21 protein-coding genes are annotated in these 20,409 nt (G+C 59.5%); 9 read left to right on the forward strand and 12 right to left on the reverse strand.

The genetic code is table 11. From position 1 onward, the window contains the following. The first annotated feature begins 711 nt into the window (after positions 1–711). Both QCE69_RS36210 and QCE69_RS36215 read left to right on the forward strand, forming a co-directional pair. The gene (locus QCE69_RS36210; RefSeq protein WP_309935723.1) at positions 712–1,749 is read left to right on the forward strand and encodes a PRTRC system protein D; all 1,038 of its coding nucleotides are present in this window, start codon (positions 712–714) and stop codon (positions 1,747–1,749) included. Next, on the forward strand, positions 1,746–2,108 hold the full coding sequence (locus QCE69_RS36215) for a hypothetical protein (RefSeq protein WP_309935724.1): 363 nt from the start codon (positions 1,746–1,748) through the stop codon (positions 2,106–2,108). The genes QCE69_RS36210 and QCE69_RS36215 overlap by 4 nt, the downstream gene beginning before the upstream one ends. A 588-nt stretch (positions 2,109–2,696) precedes the next feature. Here QCE69_RS36215 and QCE69_RS36220 read toward each other — a convergent pair. Beyond that, a complete protein-coding gene (locus QCE69_RS36220) occupies positions 2,697–2,921 on the reverse strand; it encodes a hypothetical protein (RefSeq protein ID WP_061167942.1) in 225 nt (74 codons plus the stop codon). 103 nt (positions 2,922–3,024) lie between these two features. After that, positions 3,025–4,107, reverse strand: a complete 1,083-nt coding sequence (locus QCE69_RS36225) for a primase-helicase zinc-binding domain-containing protein (protein ID WP_309935725.1) — start codon at positions 4,105–4,107, stop codon at positions 3,025–3,027. A 31-nt stretch (positions 4,108–4,138) separates the two neighbouring features. Here QCE69_RS36225 and QCE69_RS36230 point away from each other — a divergent pair, with 31 nt between their 5' ends. Further along, entirely contained in the window at positions 4,139–4,345 is a 207-nt protein-coding gene (locus QCE69_RS36230; protein WP_309935726.1) for a hypothetical protein, read from the forward strand. 61 nt (positions 4,346–4,406) lie between these two features. Here the strand turns inward: QCE69_RS36230 and QCE69_RS36235 are convergent, their stop codons facing one another. The 4 genes from QCE69_RS36235 to QCE69_RS36250 form a co-directional block, all read right to left on the reverse strand. Further along, positions 4,407–4,913, reverse strand: a complete 507-nt coding sequence (locus QCE69_RS36235; RefSeq protein WP_309935727.1) for a single-stranded DNA-binding protein — start codon at positions 4,911–4,913, stop codon at positions 4,407–4,409. An 11-nt stretch (positions 4,914–4,924) separates the two neighbouring features. Then, on the reverse strand, positions 4,925–5,716 hold the full coding sequence (locus QCE69_RS36240; protein WP_309935728.1) for a hypothetical protein: 792 nt from the start codon (positions 5,714–5,716) through the stop codon (positions 4,925–4,927). A gap of 10 nt (positions 5,717–5,726) precedes the next feature. Further along, complete coding sequence (locus QCE69_RS36245) at positions 5,727–6,161, reverse strand: hypothetical protein (protein ID WP_309935729.1); 435 nt, start codon at positions 6,159–6,161, stop codon at positions 5,727–5,729. Between the two features lie 107 nt (positions 6,162–6,268). After that, a complete protein-coding gene (locus tag QCE69_RS36250) occupies positions 6,269–6,568 on the reverse strand; it encodes a hypothetical protein (protein ID WP_309935730.1) in 300 nt (99 codons plus the stop codon). Positions 6,569–7,044: 476 nt separating this feature from the next. Here QCE69_RS36250 and QCE69_RS36255 point away from each other — a divergent pair, with 476 nt between their 5' ends. The 6 genes from QCE69_RS36255 (at position 7,045) to QCE69_RS36280 (ending at position 12,324) form a co-directional block, all read left to right on the forward strand. After that, positions 7,045–7,692 (forward strand): nuclease-related domain-containing protein, encoded by a 648-nt coding sequence (locus QCE69_RS36255; protein ID WP_309935731.1) that lies wholly within the window; start codon positions 7,045–7,047, stop codon positions 7,690–7,692. 207 nt (positions 7,693–7,899) lie between these two features. Next, entirely contained in the window at positions 7,900–9,138 is a 1,239-nt protein-coding gene (locus tag QCE69_RS36260; protein WP_309935732.1) for a hypothetical protein, read from the forward strand. An 81-nt stretch (positions 9,139–9,219) separates the two neighbouring features. Next, positions 9,220–10,413 carry a FlhC family transcriptional regulator gene (locus tag QCE69_RS36265; RefSeq protein ID WP_309788875.1) on the forward strand — a complete coding sequence of 398 codons (1,194 nt, stop codon included), beginning with the start codon at positions 9,220–9,222 and terminating at the stop codon, positions 10,411–10,413. A gap of 25 nt (positions 10,414–10,438) precedes the next feature. Next, complete coding sequence (locus tag QCE69_RS36270; RefSeq protein WP_309935733.1) at positions 10,439–10,609, forward strand: hypothetical protein; 171 nt, start codon at positions 10,439–10,441, stop codon at positions 10,607–10,609. Positions 10,610–10,612: 3 nt separating this feature from the next. Further along, the gene (locus QCE69_RS36275; RefSeq protein ID WP_309935734.1) at positions 10,613–10,987 is read left to right on the forward strand and encodes a hypothetical protein; all 375 of its coding nucleotides are present in this window, start codon (positions 10,613–10,615) and stop codon (positions 10,985–10,987) included. 209 nt (positions 10,988–11,196) lie between these two features. Then, the gene (locus QCE69_RS36280) at positions 11,197–12,324 is read left to right on the forward strand and encodes a CAP domain-containing protein (protein WP_309935735.1); all 1,128 of its coding nucleotides are present in this window, start codon (positions 11,197–11,199) and stop codon (positions 12,322–12,324) included. 680 nt (positions 12,325–13,004) lie between these two features. Here QCE69_RS36280 and QCE69_RS36285 read toward each other — a convergent pair. The 6 genes from QCE69_RS36285 to QCE69_RS36310 are packed head-to-tail and all read right to left on the reverse strand — an operon-like array spanning position 13,005 to position 20,402. Further along, the gene (locus QCE69_RS36285) at positions 13,005–14,309 is read right to left on the reverse strand and encodes a hypothetical protein (protein ID WP_309935736.1); all 1,305 of its coding nucleotides are present in this window, start codon (positions 14,307–14,309) and stop codon (positions 13,005–13,007) included. A gap of 15 nt (positions 14,310–14,324) precedes the next feature. Next, on the reverse strand, positions 14,325–14,939 hold the full coding sequence (locus QCE69_RS36290; RefSeq protein WP_309935737.1) for a hypothetical protein: 615 nt from the start codon (positions 14,937–14,939) through the stop codon (positions 14,325–14,327). An 11-nt stretch (positions 14,940–14,950) separates the two neighbouring features. Beyond that, positions 14,951–16,069 carry a type II secretion system protein gene (locus QCE69_RS36295; RefSeq protein WP_309935738.1) on the reverse strand — a complete coding sequence of 373 codons (1,119 nt, stop codon included), beginning with the start codon at positions 16,067–16,069 and terminating at the stop codon, positions 14,951–14,953. A 12-nt stretch (positions 16,070–16,081) separates the two neighbouring features. Then, positions 16,082–18,508 carry an ATPase, T2SS/T4P/T4SS family gene (locus QCE69_RS36300; RefSeq protein WP_309935739.1) on the reverse strand — a complete coding sequence of 809 codons (2,427 nt, stop codon included), beginning with the start codon at positions 18,506–18,508 and terminating at the stop codon, positions 16,082–16,084. A gap of 3 nt (positions 18,509–18,511) precedes the next feature. After that, positions 18,512–19,087, reverse strand: a complete 576-nt coding sequence (locus tag QCE69_RS36305; protein ID WP_309935740.1) for a hypothetical protein — start codon at positions 19,085–19,087, stop codon at positions 18,512–18,514. Positions 19,088–19,121: 34 nt separating this feature from the next. Then, positions 19,122–20,402 carry a hypothetical protein gene (locus QCE69_RS36310; RefSeq protein ID WP_309935741.1) on the reverse strand — a complete coding sequence of 427 codons (1,281 nt, stop codon included), beginning with the start codon at positions 20,400–20,402 and terminating at the stop codon, positions 19,122–19,124. Between the last annotated feature and the right edge of the window lie 7 nt (positions 20,403–20,409).

Below are 20,409 nucleotides of genomic sequence, written 5' to 3' on the forward strand. Positions count from 1 at the left end.
TTTCGTACAGAGATCAGCTTGCCGTGTCGGCCTAGCTGGTCTCCCATCCCAAAGCGCGTTCACTCGGTCGCGGTGCGTCGGACCTCATGCAACGTACCCAGCGTCGTGTGCTGTAAGGATGCGTCCATCGTCATTGAGTGCTGAAAAGCGGATCACGGATAAGTGTCCATGCCCACTCCCAAGCCGTCTCAATTCGGACAATCGGGCAAAACCGCCCGCAAACCCAATGGATATCGCGTGTCCAGTGTCCTCAATGTGGGTCACTTTGCACTTGATTAGATTCAGAAAAAGGCCGCTTCATTTTGCGGCCGTGACAGAGGGGTTTCCGCTAGGCAAAGCGGTCCCCTCGATGGTCCTTTTCAGGAGGGTCGATGCGCATGCGCGCGGTTGGTAATTAAAAGAATACCGGCGCCTTGAACAATCGAAGAGTTAAAAGCTGCCTAAATGTTGCGAGCTTTTGCTTCCTTGACATTGCGTGTCGCTCTGTAGAGTTGGACAGGCGTAACGGGGACTTTTCTCACCGATTTCGTTCCGATAACTGACAGATTTTCGCCGCCTCAACGGGCAGATTCTTTATCTCACCGTTTAGGGGGAGATAACTGACACTTATGCGGACGTTTGGAGAAAGGGAGCCGCCACCACCGCCCATCTGCCACTTTTCGGTCAGATAACGGGCAGATAGCGCACCAATCGAACTGCTCTGGAGAGAGAATGAACACAATGAAAACGCATGCATCCGTCCTTGCCGTGGACGTCGGATATGGGAACACCAAGGTTGCCGTTCGCAACGGCTCGGAAGTCTCAACGTTCATGTTTCCGTCTCTGACCCCTGACTATCAGGCTAAGACGATGACGAAGCAAAGCAACGGCGTGTTGAAGGCAGTCCGGACCGTTGGAATTGAAGTCAACGGAAAGCAGTACGAGGTCGGACCGGAAGTGCCGTTGACCTCTCGCAACGGCGACCCTGGTCGCACGCTCGTCGGCAACTATTGCACTACAGATAGCTATGAAGCGCTCCTCGGCGGAGCCTTCCACTTCGCCAACGTATCGTCGGTCGACCGGCTTGTGCTCGGACTGCCCGTTCAGACATTTCAACAACACGCCGAGGCGTTGCGCAGCAAGTTTTCGGGAACGCTGCAGTTCGGCGATGAGGAAGTTCGCGTCGGAAATCTGATGGTGCTGCCTCAACCGTTGGGCGCTCTGGTTCATTTTTCACAGCACCCCGACTTCGCCCCGTCGCAGCGCAATATGATCATCGACGTCGGTTACTACACGACCGACTGGGTCGTCGCCAAGGGGCTGACGATGGAAGAGCGTCGTAGTGGCGGACATCAGAGCGGCGCGTCCCATTTCTTCCAGAAAATGGCGGAGCTTATCGGTGCAGCGACGAACGAGTCGGCCTTGGCGATCGAAGAAATCGACGAGGCGGCTCGCGCAGGCACGCCCTACTACGTTTTCAACGAAGAGATCGATCTGGGGCACTACGCCGCACAGGCTCAGTCGGTACCGGAAGCAGCGGTCAATGCGATCGGTAATTCGGTCGGGAGCACAAATGACATCCGCTGCATTTTCCTCACCGGCGGCGGTGCGGCGCTTTACGAGCCCGCGATCCGCGCGTTCTTTCCCCGCAACCGCATCGAAGTCATGAAGAACGCGTGCTTCTCGAACGTCCGTGGGTTCTTTGCGGCCGGCGAGGCAACGCTGATGCGTGAGCGCGATAAGAAGCGGAAGGAGGCCATGACCGCATGATAGGGGCTATTGAGATTAAACTGACCGTCAGCGAAGCTGTCACGCCCACTTTGTTTGCTGCATTAATGGCGGTCTCGAATCCAAGGCAACGGGCCGCGCTGCTCAAACGTCTTGCCGACGACGCACTGCGCGGCCGGGGAAGCGTGGGTCTCATTCCCACGGCCGACCAAGCGCACACGGCGGCCCAACAGAGCGAGGTTACCGACAGAGGAGCAGCGGCAATCGAAACGCAGATAAAGTCGGCATCTGCTGAAGACGAAAAGCCGCAAGCGCTGGCTGAATACCCGGAGCAGTCGTCGCCCATTGGCGATGATAGGCATCTGAACTACTTAGCAGATAGCCTCTCAGCTTTTGCTTAGAGAGCGCAGTTCTCTGCGCGTGTCACGGAGCGGTGGCGTCTCGCCGTCCGCCCGTGTCACCACCCCGCACCTTGACTTCGAACCTGTCGTGGCATCATTACTCATAAGGCCGAGCTAAGCGGCCACAAAGCCCAAGTGAAAATTCAAATGACAATACTCGATACTTTGACGCAACTCGACTGGACCCGCGGCGTTCGGATGTGGATTCTCGTGGCGGCCGCGTTCGCCGCATGCGAGGCGGCTTATCTGTTTCGTCGTGCCGTGTTCCGGCCAAGCGAGGGCGTCGACGATGTACGCTAAGTTTAAGACGTTGCCCCCAGTCGCACGTCGCGCGGTGATTGCGGTCACTCTTTTGTGCGTTGCCTGCGTCGCGGCTCGTCTGCCGGATACGCCGTTATGCAACTGGATTTTCGGACTTTCGCTCGTCGGTTCCTTTTGGGCTAGCGGCGTGATGGTTCCGGCTATGAAGGTCATACTCTATGTGTTCAAGGTCGCTTTGCGAATCCACACTAATCCGTGGTGAGAAGTCGCCACGACAGACAAAAAAAAACCCCGACCAATCGGTCGGGGTTTTTTTTAACGGGATACTCAGTGCAGCAGAGATACCCCTTGTGCGCTCGCCTGTCGACGAATGCAGTAAAACCAAGCAGTGTCCAGCGTGACGCCTTGTTTTTCAAGTCTGGCATGACCGCCTCGCTTTCGGTCGATGACGTCATAGGCTTCCGCCTCCGACTTTCCTACTCTCACGGAGCCGTTCTCAACGCCGGAAGTTGCCACGATCTGATACCGGCCAACAATCATGCTGAAGCTCATTTCCTCTTCTCCATTGGAAAAGCTCGGGCGGATTGCGGCCCCGGAGGGGACGAATCCCCACCGGGCAAAAAGTTACTGTTAGCGGCCAGAAGGCCGCGGAATTTCAGACGCGCAGTGCTTCGCGTAGCTCGCGACGCACCAGCGTTCTAACTGCAGGGCGACACGCAACCTGAGCTGTGCACCACTCGTCGGCAAAATCGGTTTCTCGCTTTTTCGGCCGGTGAACAATAGCCGTGTAGCCTTCCGCACGCAGCCGCTTCGCGAGTTTCAAGGCCGCATCGACGCCCGGCGATTTGCCGGTACGTGGGTCGACCGCATCGAAGTCCGCGAAGATATGGACAACGCGGATGCCGAGGCCGTCTGGTACAACGAAATCGGCGAGAAGGATTCGATTCAGGCAATACCAGACCGGCACACCAAACAGCATGTGCGCGGCATACGCCGTCTCAAGACCTTCCGCGACGCCGATTTCGCCATCGACCGGATCCATCAGCCGGACTGCGCCGCCGTTGAGCTTATGAAGCGTCACGTCGTTCAGCTTGGCCGGAAGGATCTCGCCATCGTTAGTGACGATCGACGCCTTCTCCGGTTTCGAGCGTTCAAGGAACGTGCGGTGCAGCGTTCCAAGACGGCCATCAGGCAGCGTGAAGCGAGCGAGGATGCCCGGCCACTGACCGATGACCTTCTTCTCGTGCCGGTAATCGAGCATCGCCATGCGCAGCGCTGAGGACGGCGCTACTGTCAGACCCGGCACCCGCTCGCGCAGGTATCGCGGAACGAGGCCATCGGAACCGACCAGCGTCGCTCGATCCCACATTGAGTCGAGGCGCTTGCGCGCCCACTCGGGATCGACCTTTCGGCCGGGCGCTGGGGCCGCAGGCTGCGCTCGGTTTTGCCGTGCATCGGCCAGGCTGCCGCCTTCAAGTTCGATCATCAGTTCGCGGAAGGTCATTCCGGCGGACTTGCAGATCAGCTCGAAGCCGTCGCCGGCTTTTCGGTCGCCGTCGTTGCACTTGCGGCAGACCCAGTCGCCGCGGCCGCGGTTGTTGTCGTAGGTGAAGCGGTCGTTTCCGCCGCAGATGGGACAGGGTGCGCCCTTCCCGGTCAATGAGCTTGCGGGCACTCCATACTTCTGGAGTAACGCAACCCATTGTTCCGGGGACAGCTTGATGTCCTTGATATTCATTGGCACTCCAGTTGTGGTGTGGTTGAGGTCGATGCCTGAACAGGCGGTGAAACCGTGCTCAAAAAAGCCGTCCGCCTCGCGCAAGGCGAGCACGGCGGGCGGCTTTTTTCAGCAGGGGAAGCGAAAGGCGGGTGTAGCGACCAACGATGACAAGTCGCGCAGGAAAGAGACGCTTCGCGGCTTCGCCGACCGTTTCCGGATCGACGAAGCAACGAAGGTGAGGAAATACAGGACGTGAGGTGAGCCCTTACGGGATCAAACGACCGACCATTTACTCCCCTCTAATTAGGGTCAGACCGTCAAAATGGGATATCGTCGTCCATGTCTGCGAAACCGCCGCCTCCTCCGGACGACGTCGATTGCGGATCACGGTGCGCCGGCGCAGCGTTGCTTGACCGAGGCGGATCCGACCTTCCTTGACGCGCGGGGCGTTGGCTTTCGAAACCGTCATTGGATGAGCGATCGCCAGAGGCGCGGCCGCCAAGCATCTGCATCTGCTCCGCGACGATCTCGGTCGAATACCGCTCTTGGCCCGCTTGGTCCGTCCACTTGCGAGTGCGGATTCTGCCTTCGATGTACACCGACGAGCCCTTTTTCAGATACTCGTTGACGATCTCAGTCAGCCGACCGAAGAACGACACTCGATGCCACTCGGTCTGCTCCTTCATTTCGCCCGAGGCCTTGTCCTTGTAGCGATCGGTCGTTGCTAGCCGGATATTCGCGACGGCATCGCCGCTCGGCAGATAGCGCGTCTCGGGATCAGCCCCGAGGTTGCCTACGAGGATGACTTTGTTTACTGATGCCATAACTGACTCCTTTAAGATTTTTTGGAAATAGACCAAAGCCACTTGTCCCACAGCACTTGCTCGCCGCTGGCATCTAGCTTGGGCCGTCCACGTCCATCGACTGCTGGCACTTTGGTTTTGCCGATCCGCTTGACTTCAACGCGGTCGCCAATGCGGCAGGCCGACTCTGCGATCGCGTCGCGCAGGCCCTCACCTTGCAGGACGTGCGTCTCGCCGCGATGCTCGAGCGTCACGCAAAACGATTCGTACGTCTTGCCAGGGCGCTTGCCATCGGGGAATCGTTTCTCGCCCCACTCTCTCAACACCCCGTACCTCGCGCGTTCAGTGCGTCGATGTGACGACTCAGCAGATCGAGGCGGCGTCGATTCGACGGCGTCCGCAATCGCAGGCCGGGGTCGAGCCTCGTTGATGGGGACCGATCGAGGGGGTTCGGTGTCGGGCACACGGCCAACAGGCGTGTCTTGCGCTTGGGCGCCCTTGACAGCAGCCGCAATGGCCTCTGTCAACGTTCCCTCGTGCTCGTGCAGCACTTCCCAGTGTGGCGCAAGCGTCGGTATCAGTTTCATACCGACAGCCGTTGGCCGCAGCTCGTAGTCGAACGCCGGACGGAACTGCACGACGACGCCACCTTCATCGCGAAACAGCATCGGTTGACCGGCGATGGCGATGTGCCGTTCGTTGGGGCCGCCCTTTCCGACCTCAACCGGAGATGAGCGGCCTGCGGGATAGCCGCTGCGAGGCTGCGTCTGGGAAGTCACCCCGAAAAGTGTGCCAAGCAGCCGACCGAATGTTGATGTGCTCATTGTCGGCCCCCTACAGCAGCGTGCCGAAGCACTCGCGACGCACCTCTTCCAAGTCGCGCCTGAGCAGTGGGTTGCTCAGGATGACGTCTTGCAAGATCTCGGGATCGACGCCATTGATCTGGCAGACGAACCGATACGGCAGCGCGCCGTTCCAGAACTCCATGACCCAACCGAGCGTAGCCCGGTAGTCATCGACTTCCATCTTTTTTCTGTTTTTGAGTCGCTCGCTGAAGAGGACAGCGCAATCCATCAACGACTCGGGCATGTTGTCGCCGCGTCTGCTGTCAGTCGCGAGACTGATCAACGCGTCGACCATTTTGTCTTTGACCGCCTCGCTCCACAGGTGCGGATCGGGCAGCGGATCAGGCTTGGCTTGGACACGCGCGATCGGCGCTGGAGGAGCGTCGAACATGTCCAGTTGCCACGCTGCTACTTCTATTTGCATGGATATCTCCGAATGAACGGGAACCCATGCCCGCAACGGGATGGTTCCCGTTGGGGTGAGGGGTCAAGACCGCCCGTACGGGCAGTCTTGACATTCAGGCGTAGCGACTAGTCGTCGGTGCCTGTCTTAAGTGGAACGACCACTGCGGACTTGGCGTACTGACGTTTGATGGGCGTGACGTTGGTGTCGGCGGTAGCCGGAGCAACAACGGCGGGCGCGGGCACCTTCGAATCCTCAGCTTTCTCCTCTTTCAACGCCGCTTTGATGGATCTCTTGATCCAGACAGCGACCGTGAAGGAGACAAACATAAAGGCGAAGAACGAGTGCGCGGCAAACCACAGGGCAAAGCAAACAGCGACCAACCAGCCGGGCGATTTCATCGCCTTCAATACCAACTGCTTCGGCATTTTTCTCTCCAGAAAAAGACGCACTAGGGGATGTCCAGCCAGTACAGCGCTGGATGGTTTTCGATGCTCGGGTGAGCAGGAAAAACGGGCGCGCGGAGAGGCGCTTTCGTCACGGCTCGATAAAGGCGTGGCGGAAGCAGCTCACTGCGGATGAAAGAAGAGATCGGAAGCACGCGCACCGATGCTTGGCGGCGGCTCGAGTCGATGCGTCGTTGACGCGGGGATAACAGGCAATTTACGCGCGGCGCCGATACGCGTGGTCGGGAAAGCTTCCGTTTTTATAGGGCCTTTCGATTTTCGGGCTCTCTTGGCAGTGCCGCATCGCATCCTTGACTTCTTCCACCCCCTGTCATGCTGATTTACATACACAACGGAGGCAGCGGATGTTCTTAGAGATACTTGTCGCAGTCGGCGGTTACCGCTTGTTCAAGGGGCTTCGGCGGCGGCGCCCGTCCGGATCGCGGAGTGCCGGTCGTGTGAAGCGCTCATCGCATGAAATCGGTGAGGCTGGTGAAGCTGTGGCGCAGGCAAAGCTCCGCACGACCCTTCAATGGCTATGCGGCGACGACTTCTACCTGCACGATGGGCCGTTACTCATCGAACACGCTCCCGGCACAGCGTTTCCCACGGCAGAGATCGATCACCTCGCGATCACGCCGTTCGGCATCTTCATCTTCGAGACGAAAAACTGGTCCGGCCGGATAGCGCCGTCGAGCAACCACGGGAAGCTGACGCGTATCGCCCGGAATGGTGAGCAAGAGGACAGGCGCTCGCCTATCGAACAAAACCGCAGCAAAGTCCGGTTCCTCCGGGAGCAACTCCCTGCCATTTGGCCGGTGACCGGTGCCGGTCTATTTACATCTCCAGAAGTCGAGCTCCAGCCCGAGCTATCGACGGATCTTCTGTCGCTAAACGATCTGCCCCACTGGCTCAGACTCAGGCGGGAAGCGTTCAAAGGCAAAAGGCCGATAGATATCAGCCGGGCCCGCGCGGCTGTGCTGATTTACGCGGAGACGTCGGCAACCGGGCTCTCGAAACACAAGATTCGCGTCGCGGCCGGTTGCGGTAATTTCGGGAAATCACAAGAGCAAACTCTAGGTAAGTACTTCCATGCGGACACTTAACAACGGCTCAAGTGTTACAGAAATGAACCGTTAAACGTTTGCGTTCTACAAAAAAGACACGGCTTTCGGCCGCGGCGAGTGAAAGACGGGTAAAAAATGACGTCTTTCGCAGATCGGAACCTGTAACCGGCCCGTTACGATCGCTTACACACTCGCGGCGAATCACGGCAGCGCGCGGGGGCGCTGAAGCAAATTTAGAGAGAAGTTATGTCCACAAACAATGACGATTCCAAGAAAGACCTCCAACTGCGAAAGACCGAAGTCCACGATCCGATGGACGACATTTTAGGCGGCGTCGCCCATAGCAGCGCGGACCGATCGAAGATCGAGAAGGTTGCACGCCAGCTTTTCGGCGACGGCGAAGATTCTGCGGAACTCGTCCTTCAGATCGTCGAAAACATGATCGCGATCGCCGAAGCGCGGGCGCGAATCTCGGATGACCTCCGGTTGATAGGTGGCCAGCTTATCAACACCATGCACCTAATCAAGAACTCGATGATCGCGAAGTCGGGTAACAAGACCAGCACTGTGCGAAAAGCAGCGACGATGGGCTACCGGTTCTTCGAAGGCGCACTCGGTGTGAAGTACGCGGCAGCGCGCCAGTACATGCGTTGCTATGAAGCTTTCATCGACAACACTGAGGCCATCCGGGTTTTCAACGTCGGCGAACTCGACATTCTGGCCGCCGATCACGTGACCGACGAGCAAGTTGCAACGATCCTCGCCGCAAAGAAGGCCAACGAGAACATGACTCGTGAGGACATCCGCAAGATGCTGGCGACTCTGCAGAAGCAGGAAGAGGCTCTTGCAGACAGGCAAGTACAGGTCGAGAACTATAAAACGCTTCTCGAGGAGAGCAAGACCGCCCATCGTGTCGCAGAAGACGAGGCTCGCCGCCTGCAAGATCAGCTGGAGGCGACTGCGAAGTTGATTGCAGACAAAGAGGCACAGCTGAAGCGTATGGACAGCTACTACACCGGCCGACAGGCTGGCCTGGCCAACCTCGAGAAAGATCTTGCAGACAAGGACAAGGAAATCCAGAAGCTGAACGAGGAAAGGAACGCCTTGCTTAATCGCAAGCCGGAGGTCCAGATCAAGGAAGTGCCGACGGCGCCGGCAGGATATACCAGCATCTCCGATTCCTTGGAAAAGCGCAGCGCTGAACTGAAAGTAATTGAGGAACAGTTGACTGAGCGGCGCGCGGAGTTGGCGCAGCTCGAGTTGGAGAGGCAAAAAGAGGCGGACGCCATTGAAGCGGCGAACCGCGTTCAGGCGGCGATGCAGGACGTTATGTCCGCATTTGAGACTTTTGCCGGCAAGCTGTCGACTGCCCAAGTGGCGGTTCAAGCGTGCGACGGTCCAGCCCAGCATGAGCCATTGATTGAAACCCTTGCCGCAATGATGCGCAAGCACCTCACCGAGATCGAGACGTCACTGCGCAAATAGCCAGCGCACACTAATAAGTAACGATGGCGCGGAAGCGAACGGGGTTGCTTCCGCTTGTAACTGATAACAAAACAAAAAAATATGTCGACCAACATCCTTGACCACGTCGAGACCAATATTCCGCTGTCAAAGTATCTTGCCGAGAAGATCCAGCGGACCAACTACTCTCTCACCGGTGTAATGCACAAAGTGCTGGCACGGTACAGCGACGCCGAAGCATTTTTCGGGGTCTCGTTCGAGAACATGGAAACGTTCAAAGCCCACGCCGCGCCCATGGCGAAGCTGATGAACATGCCGTTCCTAGCGCTCTCGCCCGCTCTGCAAGATCCGCGTGACTGGGAAACGTTCGTCGATGGCATCATGTTGTCGCAGACCGTCGTAAAGCTCTCGTCGGCAATGCCTTTTGTCGACGATGTGACAGCGCGCGATATCTTCCATTACAACTGCACCTACGTCTCGCTGCTGAAGGACGTCCTCCACCAGAACGTTTTGGCCGCCCCGCTGCTTGGCATTTCGTTCGAGCTAGCGGATTACCTCATGGCTTTGCCGATCGGGCGTCTTGAAGCCGCTATCGGCGGAATTCGCTTCCCGCTCTACAGATGGCGCTTCGACGACAACCTGTTCTGGTTTGAATATTCCGCCGGAGATCTTAGTGACGAGTCGGCCGCGCACTATGTCATGCGAACTTCAAAACTGAAGTCGAGCGCGCTCCCGTACAAAAACCTGTGGTCCGATTTGCGGCTCGACAGAGCCAAGCGCGAGGTCTACGCGCGCTTGATGATGACGCAGGGCTGTCGGGCGTCGACAGCGACCAACTTGTTCGCCCTGAACTCGGCGATCACTCGCAACACGTACCGGCAAATCCACGGCGTCAGCTCGCCTTGCGGCAACAGCGCAAGCTCTTTGACGTGGTACGTCGAACGCCCGGTTCACCGCCTTCAGGCGAGCATGCTGGTATGGCTTTATCGATGCGCGCTTAAAAACGGAGCGAACATTCCCGAAGCGTTGATCGCATCTAACGACGTACTGGAAAAGATGTTCGGCTCTCGCCTCGCCGTGTCAGCCGACCGCGCAAACCATCTAACACGTTCCATGGCGACGGATTCAAGGCTGAATCTCGCCCCGTGCAGAACTTGCGGAACCGAGTACATCTTGTCGAACGACGAAGGGAAAATCGAATTGGCCAAGGACTTTGTCTGCCCGGGCTGTGAATACGACCTGAAGCCGCGTACCGAAGCGAGAAGCAAGGGAAAAAAGCGTTCAAAGAGCAAGTGATAAACAGGAAAAGGAGGTGTCCAGGATGTCCCACGATTTCTCAATCGAGGCCGGTCTAGTCGTCTTTTCACACGACGGCCGCCCGCAGTTTGGCTGGCTCGACTTAGAGACGGGCGCCTATTACGCCGAGGCCGACGGACGCTGCATTCCGGACGCAATCGGTGCAATCGAATTTCACTCCGACGTGACGCACTGAGCCATGCAGGACTTCGCCTACCTCTTTCCCGACAGCGCCGCCGCGTGGCTCGAAGGCCGCGGCGACGCTCGATTCCAACGGTACGAGAGGCACTACCGCGCAGATCGGGCAACGGTGCAGTCGCAGGAGGCGTTCGACCTTGAGCAAAGCAACATTCGCTTCGCGCAAAGATTCGGCTCAGGCAGGCGGCAGTTCGCGGCCGTGTCGAAAAGCAAAGCATTCGGCGCGCTCGCAACTTTCCTGATTCTCTTTTGGGGCGGCACCTTGCTCCTCTCTTCGGTCGGCGCCACGCGGCCCGTCGCCGTCGCTGCGGTGTTCGGCGCCGTCTTCGTCGCCTTGCGGGTGAAGCACTTCCGAGCCCGCGCCAAACATCGTTAGCAAACGGTTGCGATCCAGCAACGGTGCGCAATTACGGACCCTTTCCGAGTATTACAATGCGTGCGCCGCCAATGGCCAACGGCAATTTGCCAACGAGGAAAGCGGTTTCGGAGCGGGCTTCCGAATTGCCTTGACTTCGAACACCGCTCGATAAGATGAAAGTAAGCAGATCGCGGGGGCGACTGCAACAGCTAGATCGGAAACAACAAATGACGATTCAGAAAAACTTCAAACTCTCGATGGCCGCGATCGCTGCATCGCTGCTCGTGGCTGCTTGCGGCGGCGGTGGAGGCGATTCATCGTCTAGCTCAGCGACACCTCCGTCCGGCGCGAGCCAGCCGGCCGGTAATGCGAACTCCGTTGCTATCGTTGCACCCCAAACTAGTGTGCAAGCGCCAACTTATGTTGCGGATAGCGCTCATTACGCCATGTTCACCGCGATCAACTCGTATCGATCGAATATGGGGGTAGGAATGGTCGCGCAAGACCTGATGCTTGATCTGGCTGCGCAAAACCACGCGGCATACGAGCGGGTCAACCTTAACAGCGGCGCGGAAAGCTCGTTGGGGCACACTGAAAGTTCGGCGAATCCGAGCTTTTATGAAGCGTGGCCATATTTGCGCGCGCGCAAGGCGGGGACTGCCGCGAACCTGTGGGTTGGAGAAAACGTTGCGGCGGGATACAGCGCGGATTTCAAGGACGCTAGCGAGGGTCAGCAGTGCGTCCAGCAATGGATAAATACTGTGTACCACCTCCAGGGACTCACCACGAACGCGACGTCAATAGGTCTCGGGTACGCCGCGCCCCTCGGCGGCAACGGGCCTTATACACAGCTCTCTTTCTGTGTCGCCGACTTCGGCGTTCTTTCCTCTTCTGCGCCGACGGCTGAATCGAGCTACAACTCTATCAACTATTATGGCGGTCAGCAGATCGCGGTTGGATCGATTGTCCATGCGCCGTATTCGAACGAGAGTAACGTTGCGCTGGCGATGCAAGTTGAAACCCCTAACCCGGCCCCCGACCTGCAGACGCCGGGACGTCCGATTATGGTCTTAGTCAATAACCAGAACGGGAACGTCCTGACTGTTGATTCTTTTGTACTCAAAGATGCTGCCGGTAACGTCGTGCCTGCACGAATCATCGTCGAGGCCTCCGCTGTTGCGGGCTCGAAGGCGACTGTGACGGCCGACGTCAACAACCACGTGAGCAAAGGTGTCGCCTTCTTACTGCCTCTTGCACCGTTGAGCGCGAACACCGCTTACACGGCAACTTTCGCGGGTGCACGTGACGGCGCGCCCGTCAACACTTCGTGGCAGTTCACCACGGCCGCTAGCTAACAGTTTTGGGCCGGCTACACGACGAGAGAAAGCGCCCTAGCGGCGCTTTCGTTTTTTGGGGCAATGGATGAGCGGTCACCGCCCTCGGCGTGTTTCACAAGAAAGACCGCTCGGGCCTACTCAGCCCCCTCCTCCGCCGCACGTGATATTGACCGGCTGCGGTGCGCCAGTGACCCGATTAACCGAATTGTCCGGATTCACATAGCAGTAAAGGATGTAGACCGTCGTGGTGTCACCGCAGGAAGTGACAACGGCACGCGGACCTTGCCCGTCGTACAGCCGACAAGCCATTCCCAAGCAACCGGTGGTGCCAGCGGCATACACCCGTGTCGGGCCTCTAGTGACCTGAAAGCCATACGTTGGCGCGGCAGTGATGCAGGCTGCATCCGGGTCGGGCGGAGGAGGAGGCGGCGGCGGCGGCGGCAACGCGCACGCGTAGTTCCATGAGCTTCCGTTCCAGACCGGAGCCGAGATGAAACCGTATTGACACGTCGGAGGCGGCGTCATGCACTGATACCTCACTCCCGCCTTTTGCCACGAATACCCGGCGGTACAGCCGGGCACGGTCGGCAACGCGGTCGGCTGATAGACGTCTGCGGCGTCAGCTCCGCTCCCCACACCTACGGCGCACGCAACAGCAAGCACGGTGCCGGCAATCCCGATTTTTTTCATTCACTTCCTTACTGATTGGGGTACGAACAGCCAACGTCGATCTCCGCCGTTAGATTTAACTGATCGGGTATCGGAGTGTTAGCGCCGTCCGCGAGCACGTCGTTAACCTGAAGCACCCACTGGCTGCCGTTCCAGCCCATCGTGAAGCTAGCACCACCGATGGGAGGATTGTGGTTGTTCGAATAGTCCGTCGAGACGGTCTGCGGAGTGATCCGATACCAGGCCGTTCCCCCTGGCCCGCACGCTGGAGGAGTGACGCCCCATCCGTTCTTCCACCCGCTGTAATGAGCATCACTGCTGTGATTCGTGACCAACGTGCTGACGCCTACCCAGTTGCCCCACTTGTTGCACACGTACATAACGTTGTTGCGGATCGTCACGCCGTTCCAGCCGCAGTCGCCGGCTGCAGCATTGATATTCGCGACGTTCGTGTTCACGACATTGGCGTTCACCGTTCCGCTGGAATTCACGTCGCCGACATTGATCGGTGCACCGCCCGTACCCTGATAGTTCTGGACGTACAGCGCGCCTTTGGTACGAACCGCCGCGTTCACGCTGTCCCCGTAGTACATCGCTCCGTTGTCAATCTGAAGGCTGTTCCCCGCCTGCAACTTCATAACCTTGTTCGCGCCGAGCGTCACATTGCCGACGTTCTGCATATCCTGGTTGTTCGCGTTCATCGTGCCCGTCAACGGCAGTGCGCCGTCGCGACGGTAGTACGGTGAGTTACCGTCCGCGCCAAAGCCATTGATCGCGAGCACCATCCCAGGCTTGCTCCCAACGGGATTGGGCACCGTCCACTGTCCATGAATCCCGGTAATCGTGGCTGGCGTGCGGTTTGTCGAGTAGCCGAACTGTGCTCCCCCCGCAGCCGTGAGCACGCCTGCACCGGCGATGTCAGCCGTCTTGTCCCGCATGCTGATGAGCGGCAGGCTCGGACAGATTTCAGAGGCGATATGGCAATTGCCCGCTGCGGTGGAGCAGTTGTCGGGCACGATCGACAGCGCAATCTGATAGGTTCCACCCCAAAAAGGACCGTCCTTGAACGAGACTTTGTTGTTAGCTTGCGCACTCAATTGAGCGAGCGTGGGCGCGGCTATCGCGGTGGACGTCGTCTGCGAAAACCCCGCTGGGATAAGCGATGCGTAGTTATTGGTAATGTAGCTACCAAGCGCCGAGTTGATCGAAGCGATGTTCTGCCCTTCGATCTGCAACAGGTTCTGGCGCTTCGCGGCAATGTCTTCTTTGATACCCTGTACGGTCAGCAAGGCCGCGCCGACCAGGACGATCAACATCTCAAGAATGCTTCCCATGTCGGCGGCCTGCGCTTAAGTACGGGTCGTCCAGAGCGCCATCGACGCCATTGAGCCATTCGAAGCACACGCGGTCGCGACCGTCGCCGGGTTGAACGTCGTCGTCGGCGAGAAGATTGTCGTGCCGTTCACCGTCACCTGTGTGTACACGGTGACCAATGCGGCCGCACTCAACGAACAAACCGTCGAGGTCACCGGATACGTGACAATCAACGAGTCGTTCGAGGTGACGAGCGTGCCAACGGCAGCCGTGATGGTGCCATTGAACATGCCCTTGACCGCCGACTTATCCGATGCGACGCGCGAACCCGCCGAGTCGAAGGCGTGGTTCTGCGCAAGGACGGTGAGCGTCTCGGAGGAGAAATCGGCGTCGTTCTGCGTCGCGTTTAAGATGCCGGTGTGGAACATCTGCGCTTCGCTCTTGAACTGCGACGCATGAATCAGATCGAGCACGTACTTGCCGCCCGCGTACACAGCCAGCGCGAGCAACGCGGCGCCCGCCATCACCGCCCCTGCTTCAATCATGGACAACTCGCCTGACTGCTTCTTCGCACGCGCGATCTTGAGGAGGCGCGCACGGCGCTCTTTGATCGGGTCGATCTGAACTGCTTGGTTGTTTTCGTTGGTCATTTTGCTTTTCCTTAATAGCTAGATGCGGCGGGATTCCCCGATGTGAGATTGACGGCACCCGTCACGACGTATGAGCCAATGCCGAGGGTCAGGAACAGTGCAGCGGCAAAACCGAGCAGCATGAAGTGCGTCATTCGGGCATTGCGCTTGACTGCTTCAACGACGCGATCGAGTGACTCACGGCCAAGACTCTTGATAGCGGCTTCAAACTGGTCGCGGCCCGCAGCGTCGGTAATCGTGTCGACGATCGTCATCGAGAAAATCCCAGTGTCGAGCGCACGCATTGGCTCGTCGGATCGGGCCGTCAAGCGCCGATCCATGATCTTCAGATGCCAGCGCAGCCACGGATCGGCCGTCTTAAGTAGCCGGTCCAGCGCGGCTCGCAACGTGAGGTTCGAGTCGAATAGGCCCGCCAGCGAGACGATAAGCAGTGCCGCGCGGAGATCGCGGCGATTGCGCCAAAGCAGCGGCATGCGGTCGAACTTGTCCCGCAGAGGCCCGGACCAACGCTTCAGGCTTGAGAAGTAAGCGAGGACAAGGCCGATGATTGCCGTGAGTGTGAGCCACCAGTACTCGTAGCAGAACGTGTCGACGTGATACAGGAACCGGCCAAGATCGGGCCATTGATCGAGCGGCCGGACGTCGAGCACCTGAGGGAAGATGACTCCGCCGAACAGCATGCAGTAGGCATACATGTAGACCAGCAGCAGCGCTGGGTAGGCCATCTGCACCGAAGTTGTTGACGACAGCACGCGCTTAGCCTTCGCCGCCATTTCCGCGAGTTCGAAGCCACGCACGACGGAGTCTTGGCGTGAAGATTCGTCGGCAATGTCCAGCAGCGCGTACTCGTCGCCGGGGATGAATGGCATGATAGCGAGCGAGAAGCTCTCCCCACGCTGCATCGTTTCCCGGATGCTGGCGAACACCCGCCACTCGAGCTTGCCGCGAGTGCGGCTGCGCTTTTCGTACGTTTGGAGCCGGTCGAACAGCGTCTCGGTGTTGCGCAGGCCCTTTGCTGCGATATCGAGACGCGTCTCGCGGTAGAAATCCTCGCGGACTTTCTGAAACCGCCAGCGCGCGACGACCAACTGCTGCCGCTCGGGCAGCATCTTTGCGAACGTGGTGAACATGGAGGACCAGGGTTAGACCGTCAAACCATCGACGCCGGGCATCACGCGGTACTGCGCGAACGACTGCATCGAGCGATTGATGAATTGTGGGTCAATCAAACCGCGCGAAGCCTTGAAAAGAGCATGTTCATAGAGGGTCTTTCCAGTCATATCCGCGTTATCGAATCCGGTACGGCGTTCACCGCGCCAAACTTTGCGGGCACCGGCCCAGTCGCGCTCGGCCACGCGCTCCAGAAACTCGGGCGTCGGACGGTAGAGTTCGGCGGCCAATGAGGGGCGCGTGGTGCCCCCCGCGGCCTTGCCATTGCGCGTGAACAGCCCTTTCAGCCGGCAGTGCTCGCAGCCGTCATAGTTGCGGCACGCCATGCGCGACGTATCGAGGCCGAACTTCGTGCGCAGCAGTTCGAGGTCGGCTTTCGGCATCACGTCTTCCGCCGGCACCTTGCAGTGCTCGCAAAGCGTCGGAATCAGCTTCTGGTTACCGACCGCATTGATGAACCCTTCTGAAGCCAGCTCGTCGATCGGAAGCTGCAGCCGCCCGCCCGCCATACGCATCACGGCCGCGATGATGTCGCCGGCGTGCAGCGAGAAACGCACCGGGTGACCGGTCAGCGCAAGTTCCGCAACCAGGCCCATCACGACCCGGTCACGCACTTCACCGATGATCAGATCGTCCGGGTCCTGCCGCATCAGCGTACGGATGACTTCCGCATACTTGCGGTTCGCTTCATCGTCGGTCTCGTCCGGGCGGCGAATAATCGAGTAGTCCGACAGCCACGGCATCGGATACTCGGACGGCTCGTTCACCGCGAATTGCTTCTTGAGTTCGCGATCCGGGAGCATGTACGACAGCGCGCGCAGCGTCGTCGTCTTGCCCGAGCCGGTCGCGCCAGTGAGTGCCGTAATGCCGCCGCTCACATAGTTCAGCGTCTCGATCAGCTCGAGCTGGCTCTTTTCGAATCCCATGTCCTTCGGCAGCAGCACCGAATAGTTCTTGAAGTTGCCGTCGAGCAGACGCAGCGTCACGTCATACCCGCCCACGAGCGGCGACGATTGCCAGCGCAAGTTGACCGTGTCCGTCTTGACGACCAAGGGGATCATTGCCGACTGCGGCGCGCTCGGCTGAAAGCTGTTGCCGGAGTTGGTGTTGCGCTGAACGAGATCGCTGTACGCAGCAAATAACGCGCGACGCACGATCGCCTTTCGCATGCGGCTGAACGTGTACATATCGCCGTTCACACGAAACCGGATTTCGACCTCATTGTGAAATTCGCGTGGTTCGAAATGAATGTCGCTCGCACCGTATGCGTGCGCGGCCTCAACGATATCGCGGAAGTTGCCGATCGCCCGGCTGGCTTCGCGGACTGTGGAGTTGGCGGAAGCGGCGGCCTTGCCCGAGTAGATGGCGGCGATCACAGCTTCCGTCGCGATCATCTCCTCGCGCACGAGAATGTCGTTGGCGCCAAGATCCTTGATGAACGTTGCGTATTGGGCCTTCTCCGCGAATCGGGCGGTGGCCACCGTAATCGCTACGCCCGGTTGCAATTCGACGGCGACGAACTCCTTGCGCGCAGCCGCCGGAATGCGCAGCGCGGCGTCGTCGTCAGCGACGGTGAGAACCCGCTTGAAGTCAGGAAGCGAATCGGGCGACACGAGTTCCGGACGACCGGAAGCCATCCCGCCGTCCTCGGTCTGCTCTTCGTCATCCGCTGGGTGTTCCTGTGCGGCCATAGTCGGCGTGGACGCGGCCTTATGTTCGCTGGGACTTGCTGGTCGTTGTGGCGCGTGTTCCGGTTGCGCACCGAACCGCTCGGCATTAGCGTCGCTCACGGCGACACTCGCGTGCTTGATCGATTCCAACGGCGCTGCTGCCGACCGGGGCTGCGGCTGCGGCTGTTCGATATGCAGTTCGGCCTGGGCTTCAGATCGACGTTGCGCACCAGAAGGCGCCGTTTGCGCCGTCAGGGCTTCGTCGTTCTCCGGCTGACCGCCTTCCCTAGCCGCCATGGCGGCAGACATGCTCGCGTAGCTCGGTCGCTCGAAGCTCGGCGGGACGAAGTGGCTAAAGGCCGGCTCGTCGTCGGCCGCGTCACCTTCAGGCCCCGACTGCGTCTGCACAGGCGGCACGGACCCGCGCCAGTCATCGTCGATCTCAGTGCTCTCGACGTCTTCGACATCGCCGCCCGATAGTGCACGACCTAGAAACATGACTTGCGGATTGACACCACGCGTGCTGACTGTCGACGCTCCGCCTCTCGGTCTTCCCGGCGCTATGCCCGGCGTTTTTGCATCCGCCGCGACCGGCTCAGGAGCGGCGAATTTCGGCTCTGCACTGCTGCCCGGCTCGACGAAGCTCGAGCGCGGCGCGCGAAACCGCTTGAGGAAGCCACCGCGGGGAGCTTCTGGTGTGCCCTGCTCTTCTTGTGCAAACAGACCCATTGCTTATTTCCCAAACGGTACGAAGGTGGAAGCCGTCGATGAGACGCCGCCCGGAGGAAGCGGCGAGGACAGATCCGTGATCGCCCTGACGGCCGGCGAATCCGGGAGCGCGACGGCGGGCGCGTCGGCAGGCGCTACGATCGTCTCCGACCACTTGCGCTTGCCGTCGACCAGATTGACCATGAAGCCGTCGATGGACGCGACCGTCCAGCCGTTCAGCAGCCGACTGCCTTGGCGTGCCGTGTAGGTCGTGCCTTGGTAGTCATAGAGCACGTATGAGCCAGACATGTCCGAATAAGCTCCAACGAAAGTCGCAGGAATGACGCGCCTGATAGGCGCTACGGGCTTGCGCCCGACCTTCGGCGCGGCCGGTGCGGCGACCGCTACCGGTGCAGGTGCGGGTGCAGGTGCGGCGCTGAGCGGCGACGAGAGGCCGATGCCACTGGACGGTGCCGCCTGTCCACTTTGCCCACCTTGGCCACCGCGCATCGAGTCCACGAGCTTCGCCCGCGCGAGCTTGTCGATGTCGTCCAGCGTCAGATGACTTTCCTGCGAGATTGCCGCGCCCGCCACCAACATGAGCGCACCGAAGCATGCGGCTCGTGCTGGCCACTTAGTTGAGAACATAGTATTTACCCTTCGCAGTGAAATGCACCCCGGTACCGTCCTCTTTCAACTCGACGTCGAGGGTGTCCAGTGCCATGTTGTCCGGCAGGCGCGCGAGCAGCGCGCTTTGCCATTTGTATCCGTCGATCTGCCAGGTACCTCGCTGGACCAGCGGCCCTTGCGCTTCACCGGCCATCGGCTGGCGCTGGATAAGGCGCTCAGCCGGCTTGATATCTACGACGTAACCGTGGCTATCGAGCGTGTCCGGCTTGGTGGAAAGCTTCTGCGGGTCGGTCTGCAGACTCTTAATGAGCGCCTGTTGAGTTGGCCACGTCTTCTGCTGACCAAGCGCCACGCGTTCGGCGACCGTCACTTCGGGCCCACGCGCGGTCAGATGCCAACCGTCAGCGTTGAAGACGACCGGACGCAGCGCTTCCGGCGCGCGTGCGTCAAACTCCTTGAACGTGCCGCCCTGTCGCTTGTAGGTTGCGATGCAGGGACCGGCGATCGTGCAGGACGCTTTCTGAAACTGCCACCCGGCAATGTTCGTTTCCTGCGCGCCGAAACTCGCGAGTAGCTTCGGGGCAAGCTGGCTCGCGAGCGGAGCGGGCGCGGCGAGTGTGCGCATTACAGCCGACTGATACTCCTGCAAGAATGTCGGCGGCGGCGCCGGCGGCGGAGGCGGCGGATTGAGTACGTCAATCAATTGCTTGCCACCATAGAACACCGCCGCGAGGATGACGAGCAACGGCACCGTTGTAGGCACGGCGACCGGGATCTTCTTGATGAGGCCGACCTTGCGCGCAACGATCAGCTCGCGCAGATCGAATACCTCATCGACCGCATGGAGTTGCGTGCCGTGGCCGAGCGTCGCAAGTTCGAGCCCCGCCTTCGCACAGGTGTCCTCGATTGCTTCGCGCTTGTCGGCGAGCCCGTTAAGCGCGACCTCCTCGTCAAGCGCGACGGCGCCGCGTTGCACCAGCACCAGATGCACAAGTTCATCGTTCTGGATGAGCACAAGCACTGCGGGCCGACGCGAGACTCGCTCAAGCGACGCGATGCGCGCCGCGGCGGAATACAGCTTGCCGCCCTTGCGCTGCGTTGGATCAAGCTCGCAGAAGCCGACGATGGTCTCGCCCTTCGACTTGAACTCGGTGTAGTGAGTCGCGCCGGACTCTTCCACGTAATACCGGCGCTCGGCGCGGGCACCTTTGGCGGAGTAGGCGCGCCAATCCAGCCCGAATACGAGCTTCGCGCCCTTTTCTCCCGGTATGGGTTCGAAGTGCATATAGATG

The sequence above is a fragment of the Caballeronia sp. LZ032 genome (assembly GCF_031451315.1).
GTDB lineage: Bacteria > Pseudomonadota > Gammaproteobacteria > Burkholderiales > Burkholderiaceae > Caballeronia.

Excerpts from the sequence above, each read along its gene's own strand:
- QCE69_RS36250 (WP_309935730.1), bottom strand. The coding sequence starts at position 6,568 with ATGCCGAAGCAGTTGGTATTGAAGGCGATGAAATCGCCCGGCTGGTTG.
- QCE69_RS36300 (WP_309935739.1), bottom strand. The coding sequence starts at position 18,508 with ATGGGTCTGTTTGCACAAGAAGAGCAGGGCACACCAGAAGCTCCCCGC.
- QCE69_RS36230 (WP_309935726.1), top strand. The coding sequence starts at position 4,139 with ATGCCTGAACAGGCGGTGAAACCGTGCTCAAAAAAGCCGTCCGCCTCG.
- QCE69_RS36280 (WP_309935735.1), top strand. The coding sequence starts at position 11,197 with ATGACGATTCAGAAAAACTTCAAACTCTCGATGGCCGCGATCGCTGCA.
- QCE69_RS36225 (WP_309935725.1), bottom strand. The coding sequence starts at position 4,107 with ATGAATATCAAGGACATCAAGCTGTCCCCGGAACAATGGGTTGCGTTA.
- QCE69_RS36275 (WP_309935734.1), top strand. The coding sequence starts at position 10,613 with ATGCAGGACTTCGCCTACCTCTTTCCCGACAGCGCCGCCGCGTGGCTC.
- QCE69_RS36260 (WP_309935732.1), top strand. The coding sequence starts at position 7,900 with ATGTCCACAAACAATGACGATTCCAAGAAAGACCTCCAACTGCGAAAG.
- QCE69_RS36235 (WP_309935727.1), bottom strand. The coding sequence starts at position 4,913 with ATGGCATCAGTAAACAAAGTCATCCTCGTAGGCAACCTCGGGGCTGAT.
- QCE69_RS36270 (WP_309935733.1), top strand. The coding sequence starts at position 10,439 with ATGTCCCACGATTTCTCAATCGAGGCCGGTCTAGTCGTCTTTTCACAC.
- QCE69_RS36245 (WP_309935729.1), bottom strand. The coding sequence starts at position 6,161 with ATGCAAATAGAAGTAGCAGCGTGGCAACTGGACATGTTCGACGCTCCT.
- QCE69_RS36240 (WP_309935728.1), bottom strand. The coding sequence starts at position 5,716 with ATGAGCACATCAACATTCGGTCGGCTGCTTGGCACACTTTTCGGGGTG.
- QCE69_RS36295 (WP_309935738.1), bottom strand. The coding sequence starts at position 16,069 with ATGTTCACCACGTTCGCAAAGATGCTGCCCGAGCGGCAGCAGTTGGTC.
- QCE69_RS36305 (WP_309935740.1), bottom strand. The coding sequence starts at position 19,087 with ATGTTGGTGGCGGGCGCGGCAATCTCGCAGGAAAGTCATCTGACGCTG.
- QCE69_RS36215 (WP_309935724.1), top strand. The coding sequence starts at position 1,746 with ATGATAGGGGCTATTGAGATTAAACTGACCGTCAGCGAAGCTGTCACG.
- QCE69_RS36290 (WP_309935737.1), bottom strand. The coding sequence starts at position 14,939 with ATGACCAACGAAAACAACCAAGCAGTTCAGATCGACCCGATCAAAGAG.
- QCE69_RS36265 (WP_309788875.1), top strand. The coding sequence starts at position 9,220 with ATGTCGACCAACATCCTTGACCACGTCGAGACCAATATTCCGCTGTCA.
- QCE69_RS36220 (WP_061167942.1), bottom strand. The coding sequence starts at position 2,921 with ATGAGCTTCAGCATGATTGTTGGCCGGTATCAGATCGTGGCAACTTCC.
- QCE69_RS36310 (WP_309935741.1), bottom strand. The coding sequence starts at position 20,402 with ATGCACTTCGAACCCATACCGGGAGAAAAGGGCGCGAAGCTCGTATTC.
- QCE69_RS36210 (WP_309935723.1), top strand. The coding sequence starts at position 712 with ATGAACACAATGAAAACGCATGCATCCGTCCTTGCCGTGGACGTCGGA.
- QCE69_RS36285 (WP_309935736.1), bottom strand. The coding sequence starts at position 14,309 with ATGGGAAGCATTCTTGAGATGTTGATCGTCCTGGTCGGCGCGGCCTTG.